Here is a 21,328-nt window from a genome sequence, read left to right as displayed (position 1 = left end):
ATTGTGGGTTGGGCTTCTAGCCCGCCCCTACATATTTAGACTAAAAAAACTACACTGCCACCCCTTCAATCTTCTCATCAGTCAATTCGTACAACTCGCGCAACTGCTGTAACTTATCCGCATCCGGCTGCCAAAAACCACGCCCGTTAGCCTCCAACATTCGCCCTACAATATTGCGAAAAGCTTCAGGATTTGCCTCCCGCAACTTCTTCGCCATCTCTTCATCCAAAGCATAAGTATCAGCCGCCTGATCGTAAACCCAACTATCAGTAAAATCAGCCGTTCCGCCCCAACCAATTAACGCCGTCATCCGCTGCGAAATTTCATAAGCGCCGCCAGAACCTTGATTGACCATCGCGTTAGCCCACTTAGGATTGAGCAACTTAGTTCTATATTCCAAACGCAGCAAATCTTCTAAATTGCGAGGAGTTGTATCCTTAGAAAAACTTTCGACAAAACTGGTATTGACTTTTTTGCCGCGCTGCTTTTCTGCGGCTTTCTTCAAACCGCCAGTATTCGCATAATACTCTTGAATATCAGTTAAACCGTATTCAACAGAATCAATTTCTTGAATTATGCGATCGCACCCTTGCAACAACTGAGTCAAAACCTCCGGCCTCGCTTCCCCCTTATCCTTCCTCCCGTAGCTAAAAACATTGCGACTTTCCCAAGTTTTCCCCAACTCATCCCCCGATTCCCAACTACCATCAACAACCCTATCGTTAACCAAAGAACCAAAATCCCCAGCCGGATTAGAAAACAACCTTGCGGAATAATTCTGCACACCTTGTCCCTGCAAAATTAAAGCGTGTTTGCGAATAAAATTATCCGATTCCGGTTCATCAGCATCCGCCGCCCGCACAAACAAATCATCCAACAATTCAATAATATTCACAAAGCTATCTCGGAAAATCCCCGAAAGATTTCCCAACACATCAATCCGGGGATGACCGACATCAGCTAACGGCTTTAATTCATAGCGAACAATGCGGCCAGTACCTTCTTTAAAAGGTTCAGCCCCCACCAATTCCAGCAGAATTCCAATAGATTCGCCCCGCGTTTTAATCGCATCCAAACCCCACAGCATCACTGCCACAGTCTCAGGATAATTTCCCTGTTCCTTAAGGTGCTTCTCAATAATTTTCCGAGCAATTTCGCGGCCCCTTTCATAAGCAGCAGGAGAAGGCATCCGATAAGGGTCTAAAGCATGAATATTCCGACCAGTTGGCAACACCCCAGCCCCATCCCGCAACAAATCCCCACCCGGTGCAGGCAGAATATATTCCCCATTCAAACCCCGCAAAAGATTTGTCAACTCATCCGAAGTTTGCAACAACAAATCCCGCACCAACAAACCCTCCTCAACAACCTCACCAAACCCCTCTTGTGGCACAGGCATCTTGCCTGTGCTTGTTTGCGAAACAATTGCTTTCACCTGTTCCTCCGACAACCTATCCCCAAAATAAGCCTCAAGATAAGAGGTCATTTCCTCAGAATTAGGCGGTTCCCCCAGAACGTGCAAACCAGAAGAAAACAAGCGAGATTCCACCACCTGCAGATACTCGTACAGCTTCACAAGATAGCGGTTAAAAGCATCAGCACTGAACATTCCCACATTCTCAAAACTAAAAGCAATCCCCAATTTTTGAGCATCATCAAACGGACAATCAGCCTCCAAACCGCTATCTAAAATTTTCTTACAAATAGCCTCCTTCAGCACATAATTCTTTGCCGTATCTTCCCGATATTCCGCAATCAAATCCCGCAAAGCCATCAATTCCTTGTACAAACCAGCGCGACCGTAGGGCGGCACGTTGTGAGAAATTAAAACGCCGTAACCGCGACGTTTAGCTAACATCGATTCCGACGGATTGTTAGCGGCATAGATATAAAGATTGGGCAAACTTCCCAACAGAATATCCGACCAAGAATAGCCAGTATTTCCCAGAGGAGATCCCGGCAACCATTCAACAGTGCCGTGCATTCCGAAGTGAACCACAGCATCAGCTTGATAATCATTTTGCAGCCACTTGTAAAAAGCAGCGTATTGAGGGTGAGGCGTCAAATCGCGATCGAACATCAAGCGCATCGGATCGCCAGAAATTCCCAGCGGCGGCTGCAAACCTATCCAAACATTCCCCAGTTGAATGCCGCCGATTTGGAACTCGTCGCCGTCTGTCTTAATGCCCGTACCAGTCAGAGATTTCCACTGTTTTTCGATGCGGCTTGTTGACAAGTAGCCCAGCCATTTCTCCAGAGTTTTAACATTAACAGTATTGCCGTAAATTCCCTCCGTATCTGCGTTCATCCGCGTTAATCCGCCTGCATCTGCGGTTGCATCATCCGCCTCTTTCACCCTGCGAATTAACTCCTCGCCGTCAGCCGGAATTTCTCCAACTGTATAACCTGCTGCTTGAAGTTTGTGCAGGAAATTTAGCAGCGATTTCGGTACATTTAATAAAGCAGCCGTACCCGCCGCCCCGTAACCGGGAGGAAACCCGTAGAGAATAATCGCAATTTTCCGTTCAGATGGCGGAGTTTTCCGCAGTTTCACCCAATTGTTAATTCTACTTGTCAGGCGTTTCGCGCGATCGGGCACCAGATAAATATCCTCACCCACCAAACCGCCCAGGGGAACAGGATCGATCGCGCCATCCAACTCAGGCAAAGCATACAATACCACACTTTGCAAACCCCCAATCCCCTGACGAGTCCAAGAATGGATATCCTGAATCAGCAGAGGTGCGGACACAAAATAAGGTACATTTTTAGCAGTTAAAATGCGCTTAGCAACTTCCACCTGCCTCCCACCCTCCATCGAACCAGCGGGCCCGCCAACCAAAGGAAAGCCAATAGTAGAAATAATCGCGTCAACTTCCACAGCATCTTTAGAAAGCGAAAGAGTTTCAATATTGCCTTGTTTTCGCCGCGCAGTTTCATCAGCAGTAGTCATCCAATCCCGCACCGCCACATGGCCTTCAACGCCATTGATAAAAATCGGCAAAGGCACAATTCCCGCATCTTCAAAATAGCGAATTAATTGAGGAATATAAGGCTGTTTGGTGATAACGTGCTTGCGGTAAAGCAAAATTCCCACAACTGGAGATTTTACTATGTCTGAAATTTGACACCAATTGGTGTCAAATTCTGTGGAACGGGCATCTTGCCCGTTAGAAACCCGGTCTAAATTTTCAGACAAATTAGTCTCAAATTTTGTGGAACGGGCAAGATGCCCGTTATAACCCTTTCTATTAAGATGTCTAGCTTCTTTTGTTGTGGAACGGGCATCTTGCCCGCCCCTAGCACTTTGATTACCGAGATACCAATCCAAATATTGCCGGGGCGATTCAAAATAACCATTATAATCGGGATGCAATAAACCCATATTGGGAGTTTCCACAGGCGGCGGAATTTCTGCAACCTTCAGCCCCAAATACTTTTCGGCAATAATCCAAAACATCGAAACAACATTATCCGCACCGCCCGCATTCCAGTAACCGTAAATAATCAGCCAGTTGCGCAAATCTTGCACTTTTTGCACCGGCACATACTTTAATAACTTCGGCCCCACCTTCAAAAAGCTGATATAACCAGCCAGCTTATCTTCTTCTCGCCCGTTGCTGAACTTATCCAGAATAAACTTAACAGGCTTCGGCATTCCCTTCGGTTTGTCGCCAATTTTAAAAGCGCCGATTTGAGTAAGACTCATCAATTCCAAAGCAGACTCAAAAACCAGGCGAATTGGGATATGTTGCACCCTTTCTCGCAGCCACATTACCGCATCGTAATCAAACAGCAAACTCCCGAAAAACACATCAGCAGTAGAGAGGGCGGCTGCTACAGCATCGGGTTCATCTGCGAGGGCACGATCGCTAAAAACCCGCACTTCCAATCCCTGACACCCAGAAACAGCCAACTCGGCAGCTTTGCGGTACAAATCAGCATTAAAAGATTCAAACCCTGCAATTAAAACAATGCGTTTCACAGCCCTACCTCGAAATATTTGCTTCTTTTAATGATAGACTAATTGCAGAAAATCACAGGCAAGATGCCTGTGCCACTAATAAAAGATAAAAACTACTTGCTTCACTTCTTGTTCTTCCTTCGCGCCCTTCGCGCCTTCGCGGTTCATAAAATATGTCTTATTAATGTAAGAACCAATTAAAATAATCAAACCAATCCAAACACAGCCATATTTACAACAGTGAATCGAATACCTCCCGCAATAGTTATCTTAGGTCAAAACAGCCTGCCGATCGCCAAAAAAATCTCCGCACATTTCCCCGGTTCCCAGATTTACGGTTTAATCGATCGCACGAACGACACAGACATCAACTTTACCAACTTCGGCGAAACATTGCGGGAATTGTTTGCAACAGAAACCCCAATCATCGGCATCTGCGCCGCCGGAATAATCATCCGCACCCTTGCCCCGCTGCTGTCAGACAAACGCGCCGAACCGCCAGTTTTAGCCGTCGCAGAAGACGGAAGCGCCGTAGTACCTCTGCTGGGCGGTTTGCACGGCGTTAATGATTTGGCCAGAGAGATTGCAGCAGCCCTGGGCGTACAACCTGCAATTACCACCACCGGAGATATTCGGTTTCGCACCGCGCTGCTAAGCCCTCCCCAGGGCTATTATTTGGCGAATCCAGAGGACGCGAAAACTTTTATTTCAAATTTGCTCGCCGGGGCAAAAGTACGCCTAGAAGGCGCTGCAAGCTGGCTTTCCGAGAGCAATTTGCCGATCGCCCCCGATGCCCGATCGACCATCCGCGTTACCGAAAAAGCAGTTTTGCCTGCGCCAGATTGTTTGGTTTACCATCCGAAAATTGCGGCAGTTGCCCTCGCGAACCTATCGAATATTCAGCCAGAAATAGCCGTGTCTTGCTTGCGGGAATTACTGGCAAAAACAAATTTAGCTGCCGCTGCAATTGCAGGATTTTTTGCCTTAAAAGATGAGATGGGAAATTCGGCATTAGAAGCAGTTGCAGAAAAATTTCAAGTTCCCGTCCGTTTTTTCAATCTCTCCGAACTTGTCGAATTAAACTCTATTGAATTCATCGAAAATCAGGCCGCACAAATTGCCCTCACAGCAGCCGGTGCAAACAGTCAGTTAATCGAATGCGATCGCACTTTAGCCCTGAATTGCGCGATCGCCCTGGCCGCCCAACCCTTTGATGCTAGGGCGATCGGAATTAGCCGCGGCAAACTGGCGATCGTCGGTACGGGCCCCGGCGGCGCGCCCTGGATGTCGCCGGAAGTTAAAGAAATCCTGCGCGAAGCCACGGATTGGGTTGGTTACAAGTTCTATCTCGACTTAGCCGGAACCCTGCGGGAAGGGCAACAGCGGCACGATTCCGACAACCGCGAAGAGATCGATCGCGCCCGTTTTGCCCTAGATTTAGCAGCATCGGGAAAATCGGTCGCCGTGGTTTCGTCGGGAGATCCGGGGATTTTTGCGATGGCGGCGGCGGTGTTTGAGGCGATCGACTTTGATGCCAAACCCGAATGGCAGGGCATAGATATTCGGGTAGCACCGGGCATTTCAGCCATGCAGGCGGCCGCTGCTGCGATCGGAGCACCCCTCGGACACGATTTTTGCGTGATTTCGCTTTCGGATATTCTCAAGCCCTGGGAGGTCATTGAACAGAGGATTTCCGCCGCTGCGATCGCAGATTTCGCGATCGCATTTTACAATCCGATCTCGAAACAGCGGATTTGGCAACTCTCTAGGGCGATCGAGATTTTGTTGCAAAGTCGCGATCCTAAAACCCCCGTCGTACTGGGGCGAAACCTCGGTCGGCCCGGTCAATCTGTGCGGGTTTGCACCCTCGGCGAATTCCAGCCGCAAGACGCCGATATGAGAACTTTAGTGATTGTCGGTTCGAGTCAGACTCGGATTATTCCCCGCAAATATGGAGATGTTTGGGTTTACACGCCGCGCAGGTACGAAAAATAAGTAAAGCAGCAAAAACTTGGGAAATAAGCAATTGACTCAAAGCTAATTGACTTTGACAAGGAAATATTTTACTCTCGCTGGGGGGAGTCGAGGTTAACAAATGGCGGCGAATCACTCGATCGGTCTCTTATTTCATCTCATGGTTTTCACTGAGATCGATCGGCGCTCGCCTTTGATTGCAGCAATCTTTGATACTGAGGGATCTCGGCTTCCTGAAGCCGAGTTTTTCTGGCAGACATCGATCTAATTTAGATATCTACCTACCGTAGTAAGGATTTTAGCTTCATCTTCGGATAGATATAATTTAGTCCTCTGGAAATAAAACATTTTTTCTATAGCAACAATAAAATTAAAGGCGATCGATGTCTGCTAAATTCCTTAATCTTACAGTAATCTTACGGTAACAAAAGCGCCCTTTCACCAGAATGAGTCTTCTATGTCTGTAGATATACGGGAAAAAGATTTTTATTGATAACATACATTTAACCAAAGGTTAAGAGAACGGTTAAGAGAACATGAAATTCCAAATTCCTCTAAATCCAGGAGCTGTAACCCAATTGCTGCTTCGAGTGGTGGTCTGTCTAGCTGTACTATCTTTCTTAAGTCAGATGACTTTGTATTTCTTGCCGGATTACCCGTCTAGAGATTTCTTGGCAAACGGATTCAACGTTGATTACGAGGGGAACATTCCAACCTTCTACTCATTTTTGGCATTGCTGTTTAGTTCTGTCTTGCTGGGTGTGATCGCCTATGCGAAAAATTTGGATAGTTGTCGCTACAAGCATCACTGGAAAATTTTATCGTTCATCTTTTTATATCTATCTTTAGACGAAGTGAGTCAATTGCATGAAAAGCTTGTTAACCCGATGCGAAGCCTGATAAATGCTACAGGATTTCTTTACTTTAGTTGGGTTGTGCCGATAGGTTTTCTAGTAGCGGTATTTCTCTTATCCTACAGTAAGTTTCTGTTCCACCTTCCGGTTTCTACAAGAAAATTGTTTGTTGCAGCAAGCGCTCTTTATATTGGAGGAGCCATCGGAGTGGAAATGCTAGCGGGATACATAGTTTATACAGCGGGCCCGGGGACTATATCCTACGTGATATTAACGACCGTTGAAGAGTCATTTGAAATGGTGGGCATCGTTGTATTTATCCACGCCTTGATTTCATATATCAAGACCTATTTAGGCGGGGTAAATTGGAATATTTACATACCAGGAAAAAGCCCACAAGCTACCGAGTATCAAAATTTCAGCATACCTGCCCTTAGCGAACCAGCAAACAGAAACCTATAAAAGTAAATCTTTTGAAACCGGGTTTGATAGACGAATATACTGCATTCGGGCTTTTACTGGCGATTAAAAGCCCGGTTTATTTGGTACTGATGCGTTTTGGACTGGAGGTTCTGCGCTCTTCGGCGCACCAAACGACTAATATATAGGCTGCTTGCTCCACCAAATGGCTAATTAGAGGTGGAAGAGCTTAGAGAGGAGATCCTCACCTTTACCAGAAAATCGCTAAGAGCAACCTTTGCATTAGGATTTGACGGCAAATGACTTGTAAAACTTGCTTCTTCTAATATATTGATTAGCCGATCGCGCTCTTGCTGATAAAATTCAATATCTGTATCTTCCAGCACAGATTTTTCCTCCCCAGCCAGCTTGCGATCGATCAAATCAGGAATATACGACAACTGGAACTTCTCGTTAAGTTTCACCAAATTCGCCTCGACTTCCCCGGTTTGCATCAAGTGAATCCCAGCCAACAACACCCGGTAAACGTACAGCAGCGGCTTAACCCGACGCGGGCGTTCTTTCTCAAATAATTTCCATTGAGTTTGAGCAAACCCGAGATAGTGGTGGCTGTGGTGCTTGGTAATGCAGTCAGAGGCGATCTCCTTTAATTCCTCGTGTTCCTTTGTACTGTAAACTATGAGCGGCGAATACAGTTGTTCTAGCACATAGCCGTTGCGCTTCAACAGCAACTCAAAAAATTTCTTAATGTCGTGAGTTACTAAATCTAGTTCCATTCCCTCCCGAACCTCAGAAACTTCGATTGTTTCTTCTCCAGAAATCAGTCCAATTACTTTCGGTAGCGGTAAGATGTGTACTCCCCGCAAGTCGAAGTCAGAATCTGCGGAAGGAAAGCCGTATAAGTGCGAACCGCTGACAGTCGCAAACAGCAGCGGATAAGGTTGAACGGAGATAATTTGGGCTAAATCGGAAATGTATTCTGTCATTTATTTCAGTCCGTGCAGGCGGGCTTTGTTTGTATAGAAGCGATTTCAAGATCCGATTTCGATCGCACCTCTACGCGCTTCTATCAAAAACAGATTCGCTTTCTCGTAATTAGGACGTTCCGGTAAGGAAGTTGCAGCAAAAGCGCGATCGAACTCACCGTGCAAACTCAACCGCCAGCGATTCACCTCTTCCCAGGATACTTCTTGGTTGCGGATAGATAAAAGTTGCGATCGATAATCCTGCACGCGAACCGGCACAAACCCCTCCTTGAGCACCGTAATTCCTGACAGCAGCAAGCGAATTAAGTGCATCGCGTGCTTCCAACGAATTTCCCCGGTATTGCGGAGGTCTTGCTCCATTTTTTTAAATTGAGACAAAACGTAGCTATTGTAAGTTTGATAAACCAATTGAGAAAGAAAGATTTCCCGAATTTCCAGCAATTCTTGTGCTACAGGAGAAACAGTTTCTACTAAAGGCGTGTACAAACATTCTAGCACATTTGGATTAGCTTTTAGTGCCAAAACCAGAAACTTTTGCAGTTCCCAATAGCATTCCTGATTTTCCTTGTTTTCCAATTGTTCTGGAATCCCGTAAAGCGACCAATGAAGTATTGCCGGTGGCAGGTAAATCCCGCGTCTGTCTGTATCGGATTGCTCGTTATCAAGACCGTAAGCTCTCGAACCAACAATGCAGCGGTAAATTACAGAATCATAGAGGTTGTATTCTGCAAGAAAATCTCCTCCTGACTGCAATCCTTCGCTCTGAAACTGCTTGCGGATGCTGAGTTCGTGTCGCCGCAAACTAACTTGTGTTCCGTCTGGGAGTTTGACTAAATATGCGTGGGAATTGTCCGTAGGCGATTGAACGATGACCCCTACTAATCCCGGTTTCCAAGATTGGTCGCCTGCGGGGTTTTTGACCTCGATTTTGGTGACAATTTGGGTTCCTGCGGGGATGATTAAGTTGAAATTTTGAGAAATATTGGCATTTGCCATGAGGGAACCTCCTGCGGGGCACGAGCTACGATATTAGTGTAGCATATGTGTAGTATAGAAGGGAAGTTTTGGGCGATCGCGGATTTGGTCTTGTTGAACATTGTCTAATGATCAAGGAGGAACACCGCCAGCGGCTTAAGGAAAAGGTGTTGGAAATTGTGGAGACTCACCCGATGATCGCGGCAATTCGGAATGGGGAAACGGTGACAGACTTGCAACTGGTGGCGTTAGAACGTACAATGCGGCAAGAATTAGGCGGGGGAAACGTGCAGTTGTCGGAGTCGAATATTCGCAAGGCGTTTAATTTGAAGGTGAATAGTTTGCTGGCGTTTTTGCGGGAGTTGATGGAGATTGAGGCATTGCCGGATTATCAGGAGGTCGTGCGGCGGAATTTTGAGGAGTTTATTAGCCAGCGGCAGTTTAATGCGAATCTGATTCGGTTTTTACGGGCGGTGCAGAATGTGTTTTTGAAGAATCGGCGGTTGGAGGTGGCGGATTTGTATGAGGAACCGTTGGATAGGTTTGGACAGGATGCGGTGGAGCGGTGGTTTAGGGAGAAACAGGTGGATGAGTTGATTGAGTTTACGGAACGGTTAGCTGCTTAGAGTTTCATTTTAATTTAGAATTGCCATGTCTTCTTTTTTTACCTTTGAACCTGCTGAAGATGATTTATATAATAGTCTTAGAGACGGTCTCACTTTTTCGGAAGACGAAAAAATTATTCAATCTATGTTTTTGAAGGATGACAAGAAAAATATTGAGCATATGTGGTCTTTGTATGAGCCTTATGCAGATAAGGATTTTTTGCAAGAAGTAAGAAAAGATTTTCATCCTCGGTTTTGGGAAATGTACTTAGGGTTTTCTTTGATTAAACAAGGAGTATCATTAGATCAATATAATAAGCGTCAAGGGGGACCAGATTTACTGATTTTGAGTGGAAAATTGAAGGTATGGTTGGAAGCCGTAGCCCCAACAGCAGGTAGGAGTGCTAATGCAGTTCCTGAAATAGAGTTTGGAGTAGTTAGAGATGTTCCCGATGAGCAAATCAAACTACGTTACTGTTCTGTGATAGATAAAAAGTATAAGAAATACTATTTATATACTGAGAAAAAAATCATTTTAGAAGATGATTGCTATGTTATAGCTGTGAATGGTGGTGCAATCCCATCGGCAAGCAAAGAGATAGATATTCCTAGAATAGTTCGTTGTGTTCTTCCATTTGGAAATGAAGTTATAGAAATAAATATCGACTCCTTAGAAGTATTAGATGTACATCATCAATATCAAGGCGCATCTTATAATGAATCAGGTAGCCTTGTGTCAACAAATATATTTTTAAATTCTAAATATGACGTAATCAGTGCTATCTTATTTTCAAATGTAGATGCACTAAATTATCCAAATTACCCTGGAAACGATTTTGTATTGATACATAATCCGCTAGCCAAAAATCCGTTGCCTAGAGGATTGATAAAACTTGGACGAGAATATTGGGTAGAAAACTCAACTCTCAAGCTTAGTAATTGGATGAATCATTAGCAAGGGGATTTAGGAATCTAAATTTCTTTACAAACAGACTCTAAAAAATGCTCACTGACGCTGAACTCCGGCCAGTTGACCCAATTAGGGAGAGATTACGATCGTCGGGACTCTGGAACCCAAAGCAGGATGAGGTTTTTTATCAGCGGCGCAGGTTACAATGGAGAGGTTGCTGAAGTTAGAGCATATTATGGGGATAGAAGTGCGGGAGTTGATGAGTTTTATAGATGAAAAATGAAAGTTAGAGAAGTTATTAAAATGTTAGAAGATGATGGTTGGTATTTAGCTAGAACAAAGGGCAGTCATCGTCAATTTAAACACCCAGAAAAGGCTGGGACTGTCACGGTGTCGGGTAATTTAGGCGTTGATATGCCAATTGGTACGCTTAAAAGTGTTTGGCGGCAAGCTCAACTAGAAGAGGAGGAAGATTAATGCGTTATGCTGTTGTAATTGAGAAGGGTGAAACTAGCTACGGTGCTTATGTTCCCGATTTACCTGGATGTGTAGCTGTGGCTGAAAGTTTAGAAGAGGTGAGGCATTTAATTAAAGAGGCGATCGCCTTCCATATTGAAGGACTACAAGAGGATGCTTTTCCGATTCCCGAACCTGTCTCTATTTGCGAATATGTTGAAGCTTAAGAAGCTGAGGGCAGTTGAAACTGCGGCTACACAAAATTTCGTCCCAGCAGAGGGGGACTAAGAAATAAGAGGAATCAGAAAATAATTTCGATGGGCAATACAGGATTTGAACCTGTGACCCCTTCCGTGTGAAGGAAGTGCGCTACCACTGTGCTAATTGCCCGCAGATAATTAAGATACCATACCAAATCCAAATTCGCAACTAAAATTTTCCTAAAAAATCAGCCGCTTGTTTCCCAGTTGTTAAACTCGACACAATGCCAAGAATACAGGCATTTGTCGAGTCTGGCATCAGTTAACCTGCCACCAACCCGCCGCTGGGCCGACGAATCGCACTACAATCCACCAAGCCACCAAAAGGCTAATCCCCATCCAGCTTCCGCGACTTGTCCACTTCACAAAATCTTCGCTTTGGGTTTTCGTGATTGGCAGCCAGGGAAGGATGCGTTCTTCTTTACCGTATTCGTCGCCGATCGACTCTTTGCGACGCTTAGATTCGCCCATAATCTTTGTCTGCTAAATTAGATTTCAACTGGATACCTAACCAAATTATACGCCAACAGGTGATCTCAAGCCTGCGTCAGCCAAGTCGTATCCAAATAATCAATCCTTGCAAAAGGACTCAAAGCCGCTAAAACCTGCTGTCCGTAACTGCGGTGAATCACCCTGCTGTCGAAAATCGCCACCACCCCTTGACGTTCTCGCACAGGCGCGATCGCCCGCTGCAACTCATTCAGCGCCGCCGGCAGCAAATACAACCGAAACCAATCCCTGCGCTGCTCCTTATAATAAGCCACACGCGCCGTCACCAAAGGATTCTCCAAAGAAGGTAGCGGCAAAGTTGCGATCGCCAGCAAGTGAGGCGCGCTCAATTCCCCCTGATGTTCCCGCCAAAACTCCCACCCAGTCACCAAAATCGCATTCTCGCCCACATCTGTTTTTTCTACCTGCACCCGAGAACCGAATTCAGCAGCCAAAATTGCTGCCAGCCTAGCCTTCAGCGGTACATCACCCACAATCAGCACCGTTAAACCCGCCACCGACGCGCTCATAAACAGCAAAGTCCGAATTTCTTCAATTAAAACTCCCTGAAATTCCGGCGTATTCGGCAGCGGCAGCCAGTTGGGAATGTACAGTTGAATTAATTCGCTTTGTCGATCGGGCGAAAACTTCACGCTCGTCAATTCTGGCAGTCCCAGCATTTGCCGGAAGATCGGAGCCTTCGGTTCCACATCCACCGCCCCCCCAATCAACACTACAGGCTGACAATCCCAAATTTTGCTCAAAACCTCAGCCACCTGAACCGGCGCGCAGAACAGAGAAAATGACCCAGCCTCCCGATGAATTTGCGCCCACCGCAGTTTTCCGTTTGCTTCCCACCGCTGCCAAAAATTGCTCCAAGCAGCCGGAATCAGCGAATTCGGCTCGATCCTTTCAAACAGCCCCTCCAAAATATTTTGCTCTGCCGTTTCCAGCAAATAGCACTCCTCTGGTTTCGCCGGATGCTGAAAGAAAGCCCGCGTTAGCAGTACCCGCCCTTGGAGGATTGCATCGGCTTCCAAAGGCTGAGATTGCATTAAATCGTTCCAGTCAGCCGGTTGCAAACACGCCGTCAATTGCTCGCGCGTCCAAACTTCCAAGTCATCCACACCGTCGATAATTGTCGGAATATTGCTCTGAAGTGGCGAATCCGCAGCCAAGCGAGCCGCCAGCCAAGACTCGGGATCTGCTAGCATCAATCCTCGTCCAGTGGAATTATCGGAATAAGTCTCGATCGACTTATCAGTTTCCAACCACTCTTGCAAACGCGGAATTTCCACCGCCTGCAAATGTTCCAGCAGCGGTTTCGGCGCCACTAAAATCACAGGCTCCGGCCACATCAAAATCGGCATCAAATAGCTGACTCGATACCGCTGTCGGTAAGCTCCAGCGGGAAGCCCCGTTTGGATCAGGGCGCTGCGCCCCAAGCGCAAAGCCCGCGCCACAAGTCGCGCCATCGTTAAATGATGCGGCCAGTGCGGCTCGGAGTTCGATCGCAGGAAGCGGAGCAGCGAGTTGTGGACTTCTACCTCAATCAATCGATTGTACTGTTAACATTCCTCACTCAACATAATCAAAACTTGCCAGAAAATCAACTACTTTTTGACCGAGAGGCACACTGAATATACTATCCTGATGAATTGCACCTCCTTTCCCAAAATTCCCGTGAGAATTCACCGTCAAGCTCTCCTCTCCCGAACTAATTAAAATAGTTTGTGTAGGTGACTCAAAAAACTTAGTTGTCCGATCGACGATTGGGATAGTAGAAAGCAAATATATCAATTTATTTAAATTATCCCTCGCTGCAATCAATGCTTTACACAACTGCACTATCCGTTTTTTATCCAAGTTTTGACTTTCAATAGTTTTGCCAATCGCCACAATATTGTCCTGAGTTCGTACAGCATCCTTAAAAGGAAGAATCGCTAAAAAAGCTGCTGCAAATAAATGCTCGTCGCTATCAAATCTAAAAGTAAGAATTGTCCGGCGGTAGCCGACTTCAATATTAGGAGGACAGCTCATCGCCGGGTAATGTTGAGCTATTTCCCTGTAAGCGGTTGCTAAAAAGATGTTGGCTGAGTGGTCTAAAAGTGCATCTACCACAATTCGCACTAACCCGGGCGTGCGATTTAAAAATTTTCTCGATTCTGAGGGCGAATTAAATTTTTGAATCTGAGTGCGATCGCCGGCGGAGCTGAGATCAACCCACTGGCAAGTAATATCGTCTGCGATGATACCAAACCGGGGAACCAAATACAGTTTTGCCCCAGTTAAATTTGCTCCTCTCAAATCAGCGCCCACCCAATCTGCATTAATCAAATTAGTTTCTGTCAAATCAGCGTGAACCAAACTAGCATTTGCTAAATTAGTATTTCTTAAATCTGCTCCGTTGAGGTTGGCTCCGCTGAATTTAGAATCGCTCAGATCTGCACCGTTGAGGTTAGCTCCGCTCAAATCAGCCCATTTGAGATTAGCTCCGCTCAAATCGGCACCGCACAGATTCACCTGCTGCAAAGAAGCTTGTCTCATATCGGCATTGCTCAAATTGACGCCGCTAAGTTCTGCTTTCGTCAAATCCGCCCCGTGCAAGTTAGCTCCTTCAAAGTTAGCTGAAGAAGCCGAAGCACCTCTGAGATTTGCACCGGAAAGATTAGCACCGCACAGGTTAGCCTGCGTCAATTTTACCTCTCTTAAATCTGCTTCAGTCAGGTTGGCGCCGGTGAAGTTAGTGTTGCTGAGTTCGCAGCGGACTAATTCGCTTCTAATCAGGGATGCTCCGATTAATTGAGCTGCACTTAAATCGGCTCTCACTAAGTTTGCTACGTTGAGACTAGCCCCGTTTAAGATTGCCCGCGAGAGATTGGTGCTGCTGAGTCTAGCCACATTCAGGTTAGCTTCGCTCAAGTTAGCTTCGCTCAAGTTAGCGCCGCTGATGTTGGTGACAAATAAGCTAGCCCGCATTAAAATTGATTGGCTGAGGTTGATGCGGCTGAGATTAGCTTCATTCAGGTTGATTCCTGTGAAATCTCTGTCACCTTCTTTGTATCTTTTGACGATTGCAAATCGTTTGAGAAGTTCATCAGCTTCCATTTTTTTACCTGACTGAAAGGGCAGTACGCTAACTTTTATAGACCATGAATATAAATTATCTCAAATTAATTTATAGTATTTAATCGCCGAGCTGATAAAAGCTTTTGACAAATTCAACGACTGTATTTAGCGGCGGGGTTGTGAATCTTTGGGCTTTAATTGCAGGGCTGATAGAGGTTTTGTTGACTCCCGGCAAATTGGTCAAGTTTCTGCCAAAGTCTGGGTGATAGTGAACCATCAAATTTTCGGCGCTGGAGTTAGACAGTACAGTTTGGGTAGGCGATTGGAAAAAATTAGACACAGGTTCGCGATCGAGGCGAACCGGCTGAATTTTCATTTCCCCTATTTTTCTCATTGTTTTGGTCAGGGTCACGTTCAATTGCACTACCATATTTGAGACTCTGACACCCAGGTTATTACCACTTTGGGGTTGAATCATTTTGATCAAAGTAATGAGATTTTTCTGCGTAAATGCCGCGTCGCTAAAGGGAATAATGGCAACGAAAGCTGTGGGAAATAGTTGCTCGTCTTGGTCTATTCTAAATGAGATGATTGTGCGTCGGGAATTAACTTCTATGCTGGGAGGATTGCTCAAACCTGAGTATTGACGGGCAATCTGACGGTAGGTAGCCGCGAGGATAAAGTTAGCGTCAGGGTCTAGGGGTCGATCGACAATAATTTGAACTGTCGGGGGTGTAGCATTGAAAAACCTTTGAGATTCTTCTGAAGTAAAGCGCTGAATGTGGCTGCGATCGCCGTTAGGACTGAGGTCAACCCAATCGCAGGTAATGTCATCTGCTTTCACACCAAACCTGGACACCGCGTAAATTTTTGCCCCCGTCAGAGCCGCCCCCGTCAAATCTGCGCCCACCCAATCAGCGTGAATCAAATTCGCTTGGGTCAAATCCGCGTGTACCAGAGTAGCGTTCAACAGGTTGACATTGCTCAAATTTGCCCCGTACAAGTTTGCCCCGCTCAATCTCGCTTCGTCGAGGTCAGCGCCGGTCAGGTTCGCCCCGCTGAGGTCAGCCCACCGGAGATTAGCGCCTCGCAAGTCAGCGCCGCTGAGGTTTGCCTGAGAAAGATTAGCTTGTCTGAGTTCGGCATTGCAGAGGTTGACTCCTTGCAAGTCTGCCCTACTGAGGTCGGCTCTGTGCAAGTTGGCCCGTTCCAAGTTGGCCGCTGTTAGAGAAGCGCCTCTGAGGTGAGCTCCGCTGAGGTCGGCTTGCTCTAGATTGGCTTCTCTGAGGGTTGCTTCTCTCAAATCTGCTTCGCTGAGGTTTGCACCGCTCAAGTTAGCACTGCTGAGGTCGGCTCTGATCAGTTCGGCTCTGATCATTGTAGCTTCGACGAGTTGGGCTTCGCGGAGGTCGGCTCGAATCAAGTTAGCCACGTTGAGGATAGCGCCGCTGAGGTTGGCTTTGTTGAGATTGGCACCGCTGAGTCTGGCAACATTGAGTTTGGCTTTTCTCATGTTGGCGTTTGATAGATTGGTGCCGCTCATGTTGGTGAGGCTCAAGATTGCCTCACTGAAATTAGCCCCGCTGAGATCGATCCTGCTGAGATTTGCCTCGCAAAGGAGGATGGCAGTAAAGTCTCTTTCTCCTGCTGCATATTTGGTGATTAGTTCTTCGGCATCCATGCTTTTCAATTTCCCTGATGTGTTAGCTAGAACAAAGCTTTGTTGTGCCAACCTTTAAACTAGAATAAGCATTTTTTGTAACTTGATGCAATATGCCTAAACATCTATATTGTGGAAGCCTTTTATAAAATCCAAAATGGTATTTATATTAGCTTGAGCCAATTTTGTGCTTTCGGCTAACTTGCCAGAGGTTGAGTTGTTCGGGTCATATTTTTTAATCAAGCGCTTGCCGAAGGCTGGGTGGTGATATACGCTGAGTCTTTGGTCGCGGGAATTAATTAAGATCATCTGTGTTGGAATCTGAAAAAAATTGATGCTTTCGCCGATTTTTGGAAAAGAACTTGAAATTTTGATTTGGTCTACTTTGCTAATAGCTTGGTTGAGAGCTTTGCTGCATAATTGGACGTGTTTGGATTCTTTGACGTTAAGTTTGCCTGCATCGTGAGATTGAATCATTTTCATCAAAGCGATCAGGTTTTTTTGAGTTGTGGCGGCGTCGTTAAAAGGAATGATGGCAACGTAAGCGGTGGCAAATAATTTATCGTCGCTGTCCATTTTAAAGGCGAGTACGGTGCGCCTGGAGCTGACTTCGATCGTGGGCGGCTGACTTAAACTCGGGTATTGTTGGGCAATTTGGTAATAAGTTGCAGCCAGGGCAAAATGAGCGCCTTGATCTAAGGGCGAGTCAATCACAATCCGAACTGTGGGCAAGGTTTCGTGAAAAAATTCGTGGGTTCCTCCGGAGTTTAACCAGTAAATTTGGCTGTGGTCGCCGTTGGGGCTGAGATCCACCCACTTGCAGGTCATGCCTTCGGTTTTGATGCCGAGCCGCGAAACGGCGTGGAGTTTGGCTCCGGTTAAGGTGGCTCCGGTTAAGTCGGCTCCAATCCAGTCGGCGCGGATCAGATAGGCATTTGACAGGTCGGCGTGAACTAAACTGGCATTCAGCAAGTTGGCGTGGCAGAGGTCGGCTCGGCTGAGGTCGGCACCGCTCAATTTGGCTTCGCTGAGGTCGGCCCAGCGGAGATTGCAGCCGCTGAGGATGGCCCAGCGCAAATTGACGCCGCTGAGGTCGGCGCCGCTGAGTACGGCTTGAGTGAGGTTGGCTTGCCGCAGTTCTGTGCCTCGCAAGTCGGCGCCGCTGAGGTCGGCTCGGCTGAGGTCGGCGCCTTGCAGGTTGGCTTGTTCGAGGTTGGCTTCTGTCAAGCACGCGCCGCTGAGGTGAGCGCCTCGAAGGTTGGCTTGAGCGAGGTTGGCTCCTCGGAGGGTGGCTTCGGTGAGGGTGGCGCCGCTGAGGTTGGCTTCGCTGAGGTTGGCTCCGCTGAGCTCGGCTCGAATTAGCTCGGCTCTGATCAGTTTAGCTCGTGTGAGTGTGGCTTTTTTGAGGTCAACTCGCACTAGGTAGGCGACGTTGAGGTCGGCGTCGGTGAGGTCGGCGCCACCGAGATGGGCGCCGCTGAGTCTGGCGATGTTGAGTTTGGCACCGGTGAGATTGGCACCGGTGAGGTTGGCACCGCTCAGGTTTGCTACACTCAGATTCGCACCCTTGAGGTTTGCTCCGCTCAAGTTGACACCGCTGAGGTTGGCCTCAGTTAGGTTGATTCCGGCAAAGTTTCTTTCTCCGGCAGCATATTTTTTCAGGAGTTCCTCGACTGTCATGGGGGCGGCACCGTATCAAATATCCCCATTTTATTGCTATGAATATCGGTATTGTAGGACTGGGTTTAATTGGTGGCTCGATCGGGCTGGATTTGCGATCGCGCGGGTTTAATGTTTTTGGGGTTTCGAGCCGGCAGCAGACTTGCGATCGGGCGCAAGCTCGCGGTGTTGTCAATGAAGCCAGCATCAACCTGTCTCTGATGGCAGCAGCCGATATGGTTTTTATTTGCACGCCGCTGGGGTCGATCGAGCAGATTGTCCGAGAGTTGGTGCCCTATCTTTCCCCTGATACTATTGTAACGGATGTCGGTTCCGTAAAAACACCCATAGTGCAGGCTGTGTCTTCTCTGTGGCCGAATTTTGTGGGGGGACACCCGATGGCGGGGAATACTGAAAGCGGGATTGAGGCGGCGGTAAAGGATTTGTTTGTGGGCCGGCCTTATGTGGTGACGCCGCAGGCTCAAACGCCGGCGCTTGCGGTGGATAAGGTTGAGGAGATTGCACGATCGCTGGGTGCTAAAGTTTACCGATGTGAGCCGGAAGAGCACGATCGAGCTGTGGCTTGGATTTCTCATTTGCCGCTCATGGCGAGCGCGACGCTGGTTGCTGCCTGCGATCGAGAGGGCGATCGGGATATTGTTAATTTAGCCCAACATTTGGCGAGTTCGGGTTTTCGGGATACGAGCCGCGTTGGGGGCGGCAATCCCGAACTGGGAGTGATGGTGGCGAAATACAATCGAGAGGAATTGTTGCGATCGCTCTCTATTTACCGCGACAGTCTCGACGAGTTCATCAGCGATATCGAAGCCGAAAATTGGCAAGCTCTCAAACACAAGCTGAAGCTGACTCAACAAGCGAGAGAGAATTACAACTTATAGGCCAAAAAATACTTAAAACGGTCCCCGTCTCGATTATGATTTGTGGACGCCTATATATTGAGTTTCAATGTACACTTATTCTCGACTCAAGAGATTTTTACTGGGTGAATCTCTCCCCACCAGCGCATCTATTCATGAACGGCTGAGCAACGCTACTGGACTAGCTGTTCTGGCTTCCGATGCACTTTCTTCTGTTGCCTACGCTACTCAAGAAACTCTGCTCGTGCTGTTACTAGCGGGGAGTAGCAGTTTGAGTTTATCGCTGCCTATTTCTGGAATTATTATTTTACTGTTGGCGATCGTGGCGCTGTCTTACCGACAGACAATTAAAGCGTACCCCAACGGCGGTGGCGCTTACATTGTGGCGCGAGAAAATTTAGGTATTTATCCTGGTTTGATCGCGGCAGCTTCGCTGATGATTGATTACATCCTCACCGTCACAGTCAGTATTTCGGCTGGGGTGGCAGCCTTGACTTCAGCAGTTCCCTCGCTGCACCCCTACACAGTTGAACTGTGCTTATTTTTTATTGTCCTAATCATGTTTGCCAATCTCAGGGGATTGCGGGAATCTGGCAATGTATTTATGGTTCCCACCTATGCGTTTCTCGTTGGGATTTTTGTTTTGATTGGCTGCGGTTTATTCCAACAAGCAACAGGTCAGGTTATGCCGACATTACAAAATATTCCAGCTAAGGAACCTTTGGGGTTATTTCTGCTCGCGCGCGCTTTTGCGGCGGGCTGTACAGCCCTGACTGGAGTTGAAGCCATATCAGACGGGGTGTTGGCTTTTAAGCCTCCTGAATGGAAGAATGCGCGCCTGACTTTGAGCTATATGGGGGGAATTCTGGGAGCGATGTTTTTGGGGATTAGTTACTTGGCTCATATTTATCAGGTGATTCCTACAGAACATGAAACGCTCCTTTCTGTATTGGGAAAACAGATTTTTGGTGTCGGTATATTTTATTACTATTTGCAGGCAGCAACTCTGTTAATTTTGCTGTTGGCGGCGAATACGAGTTATGCTGATTTTCCGCGACTTTGTTATTTTTTGGCGCGGGACGGGTACTTGCCCCGGCAGTTGTCGCTGTTGGGCGATCGACTGGTTTATTCTAATGGCATTAATCTGCTAAGCTTCTGCGCTGCTCTTTTAATTATCATCTTTCAAGGCAATACAAGTGCCGTGCTTCCCCTGTATGCGGTTGGAGTTTTCACTTCTTTTACTCTCTCCCAATCCGGAATGGTAATTCACTGGTTTAAGGAGCGAGGTAAAGGTTGGCAAGTTAGTGCTGTGATGAACGGTATTGGTGCAGTGGCAACAACGGGAGTTTTGGCTGTAATTCTCGCTACAAAATTCCTTTTGGGAGCTTGGGTTGTCGTAGTAACTATTCCGATCGTAGTCAGTCTATTTTTAGCTATTCACCGGCACTATCGGTATGTAGCGGCTCGCTTGAGCATTCAGGGAATAGAACCGAGGTCTTATCTTCGCAGACCTAGAGTTAAGACGGTGACACATCCGGCAGTGGTGTTAATCGGGCAGTTGCACCGAGGAACTTTCGAGGCCCTCGATTACGCTCGTTTAATTGCTGATGAAGTTGTGGCAGTTCACGTAGATATTGGTTTGACCGATCGAGAAAAATTACAAGCGGCTTGGCAAGATTTGCAGTCAGACATTCCTTTGGAAATTTTGGAATCGCCTTACCGTTCTGTTGGTGAGGCTTTGACTCACTTTTTGACTTTGTTTGAAGAGCAGCGACCGGGAGTATATTTAACGCTGATCATTCCGGCTTTTGTGACGCGAAATTGGTGGGAGGGACTGCTGCACAATCAAACTGCTTTCTTTTTGAAAGCGGCTTTGCGGGCTAAAAGAAGTCGGGTGGTGACGACGGTTAGGTATTTTCTTTAAGGGGGATGGGCAACCGCGCGGGATTGCCCCTACTTCCTGCAATGAAGGCTGGAATGCTGGATGAGGCGCTGACAAAGGAAACCGGGTTTCTTTGCAAAATCTTTGGTTTGGATGCGATTTATCTAGGCAGAAACCGAATTTCTGACACTGCTTGGTAAATGATATATATTTATTAAAAATTCAATGAAATAGTTGACATATCATTTCTGATATGTCATAAATTTAGTCATTAGACAAGTTGCCTT

At 46.9% G+C, this 21,328-nt stretch carries 17 protein-coding genes and 1 tRNA gene; 9 read left to right on the top strand and 9 right to left on the bottom strand.

Going from position 1 to position 21,328, the window contains the following annotated elements; genetic code table 11:
* Positions 1–49 precede the first annotated feature (49 nt).
* Positions 50–3,985, bottom strand: a complete 3,936-nt coding sequence (locus QUA13_RS15895; RefSeq protein WP_333199954.1) for a cobaltochelatase subunit CobN — start codon at positions 3,983–3,985, stop codon at positions 50–52.
* A gap of 219 nt (positions 3,986–4,204) precedes the next feature.
* Between QUA13_RS15895 and cobJ the strand changes: the two genes are divergently transcribed.
* Together cobJ and QUA13_RS15885 are read left to right on the top strand one after the other, a co-directional pair.
* Entirely contained in the window at positions 4,205–5,959 is a 1,755-nt protein-coding gene (gene cobJ / locus QUA13_RS15890; RefSeq protein ID WP_333199952.1) for a precorrin-3B C(17)-methyltransferase, read from the top strand.
* Positions 5,960–6,474: 515 nt separating this feature from the next.
* Positions 6,475–7,254 (top strand): hypothetical protein, encoded by a 780-nt coding sequence (locus QUA13_RS15885; RefSeq protein ID WP_333199950.1) that lies wholly within the window; start codon positions 6,475–6,477, stop codon positions 7,252–7,254.
* Between the two features lie 167 nt (positions 7,255–7,421).
* Here the strand turns inward: QUA13_RS15885 and QUA13_RS15880 are convergent, their stop codons facing one another.
* Both QUA13_RS15880 and QUA13_RS15875 read right to left on the bottom strand, forming a co-directional pair.
* Positions 7,422–8,198, bottom strand: a complete 777-nt coding sequence (locus QUA13_RS15880; protein ID WP_333199948.1) for a nucleotidyltransferase domain-containing protein — start codon at positions 8,196–8,198, stop codon at positions 7,422–7,424.
* 45 nt (positions 8,199–8,243) lie between these two features.
* The gene (locus QUA13_RS15875) at positions 8,244–9,194 is read right to left on the bottom strand and encodes a DNA polymerase beta superfamily protein (protein ID WP_333199946.1); all 951 of its coding nucleotides are present in this window, start codon (positions 9,192–9,194) and stop codon (positions 8,244–8,246) included.
* Positions 9,195–9,301: 107 nt separating this feature from the next.
* On the opposite strand from QUA13_RS15875, the gene QUA13_RS15870 reads away from it, so the two are divergent.
* The 4 genes from QUA13_RS15870 to QUA13_RS15855 all read left to right on the top strand — a co-directional run bounded on the left by QUA13_RS15870 (position 9,302) and on the right by QUA13_RS15855 (position 11,371).
* Positions 9,302–9,799: a type I restriction-modification enzyme R subunit C-terminal domain-containing protein gene (locus tag QUA13_RS15870; RefSeq protein ID WP_333199944.1), complete on the top strand. Its 498-nt coding sequence runs from the start codon at positions 9,302–9,304 to the stop codon at positions 9,797–9,799.
* Positions 9,800–9,824: 25 nt separating this feature from the next.
* Entirely contained in the window at positions 9,825–10,733 is a 909-nt protein-coding gene (locus QUA13_RS15865; RefSeq protein WP_333199942.1) for a hypothetical protein, read from the top strand.
* 234 nt (positions 10,734–10,967) lie between these two features.
* Positions 10,968–11,165, top strand: a complete 198-nt coding sequence (locus QUA13_RS15860) for a type II toxin-antitoxin system HicA family toxin (protein WP_265237275.1) — start codon at positions 10,968–10,970, stop codon at positions 11,163–11,165.
* A complete protein-coding gene (locus QUA13_RS15855) occupies positions 11,165–11,371 on the top strand; it encodes a type II toxin-antitoxin system HicB family antitoxin (RefSeq protein WP_293125396.1) in 207 nt (68 codons plus the stop codon). The genes QUA13_RS15860 and QUA13_RS15855 overlap by 1 nt, the downstream gene beginning before the upstream one ends.
* Before the next feature lie 91 nt (positions 11,372–11,462).
* Here the strand turns inward: QUA13_RS15855 and QUA13_RS15850 are convergent.
* From QUA13_RS15850 to QUA13_RS15825, 6 genes are all read right to left on the bottom strand, one after another.
* A tRNA-Val gene (locus QUA13_RS15850) sits at positions 11,463–11,534 on the bottom strand.
* 128 nt (positions 11,535–11,662) lie between these two features.
* Positions 11,663–11,875 (bottom strand): DUF2839 domain-containing protein, encoded by a 213-nt coding sequence (locus QUA13_RS15845; RefSeq protein WP_333199940.1) that lies wholly within the window; start codon positions 11,873–11,875, stop codon positions 11,663–11,665.
* A gap of 65 nt (positions 11,876–11,940) precedes the next feature.
* The gene (locus QUA13_RS15840; protein ID WP_333199938.1) at positions 11,941–13,449 is read right to left on the bottom strand and encodes a helicase C-terminal domain-containing protein; all 1,509 of its coding nucleotides are present in this window, start codon (positions 13,447–13,449) and stop codon (positions 11,941–11,943) included.
* Positions 13,450–13,471: 22 nt separating this feature from the next.
* Entirely contained in the window at positions 13,472–15,001 is a 1,530-nt protein-coding gene (locus QUA13_RS15835) for a pentapeptide repeat-containing protein (protein ID WP_333199936.1), read from the bottom strand.
* Positions 15,002–15,080: 79 nt separating this feature from the next.
* Positions 15,081–16,643 carry a pentapeptide repeat-containing protein gene (locus tag QUA13_RS15830; RefSeq protein ID WP_333199934.1) on the bottom strand — a complete coding sequence of 521 codons (1,563 nt, stop codon included), beginning with the start codon at positions 16,641–16,643 and terminating at the stop codon, positions 15,081–15,083.
* A gap of 96 nt (positions 16,644–16,739) precedes the next feature.
* Entirely contained in the window at positions 16,740–18,302 is a 1,563-nt protein-coding gene (locus tag QUA13_RS15825) for a pentapeptide repeat-containing protein (protein WP_333199932.1), read from the bottom strand.
* A 38-nt stretch (positions 18,303–18,340) separates the two neighbouring features.
* Here QUA13_RS15825 and QUA13_RS15820 point away from each other — a divergent pair, with 38 nt between their 5' ends.
* The 3 genes from QUA13_RS15820 (at position 18,341) to QUA13_RS15810 (ending at position 21,241) form a co-directional block, all read left to right on the top strand.
* Positions 18,341–19,180, top strand: coding sequence for a prephenate/arogenate dehydrogenase (locus QUA13_RS15820; protein ID WP_333199931.1), 840 nt, complete (start codon positions 18,341–18,343; stop codon positions 19,178–19,180).
* A 67-nt stretch (positions 19,181–19,247) separates the two neighbouring features.
* Positions 19,248–21,083: an APC family permease gene (locus QUA13_RS15815; protein ID WP_333199929.1), complete on the top strand. Its 1,836-nt coding sequence runs from the start codon at positions 19,248–19,250 to the stop codon at positions 21,081–21,083.
* 5 nt (positions 21,084–21,088) lie between these two features.
* Positions 21,089–21,241, top strand: coding sequence for a hypothetical protein (locus tag QUA13_RS15810; protein ID WP_333199927.1), 153 nt, complete (start codon positions 21,089–21,091; stop codon positions 21,239–21,241).
* Positions 21,242–21,328: the final 87 nt, after the last annotated feature.

Origin of the sequence: Microcoleus sp. S28C3 (assembly GCF_036700785.1) — a bacterium.
Lineage (GTDB): Bacteria > Cyanobacteriota > Cyanobacteriia > Cyanobacteriales > Microcoleaceae > Microcoleus > Microcoleus asticus.
The sequence above is the reverse complement of the archived record's forward strand: the minus strand, read 5'-3'. Positions and strand labels throughout refer to the sequence as shown.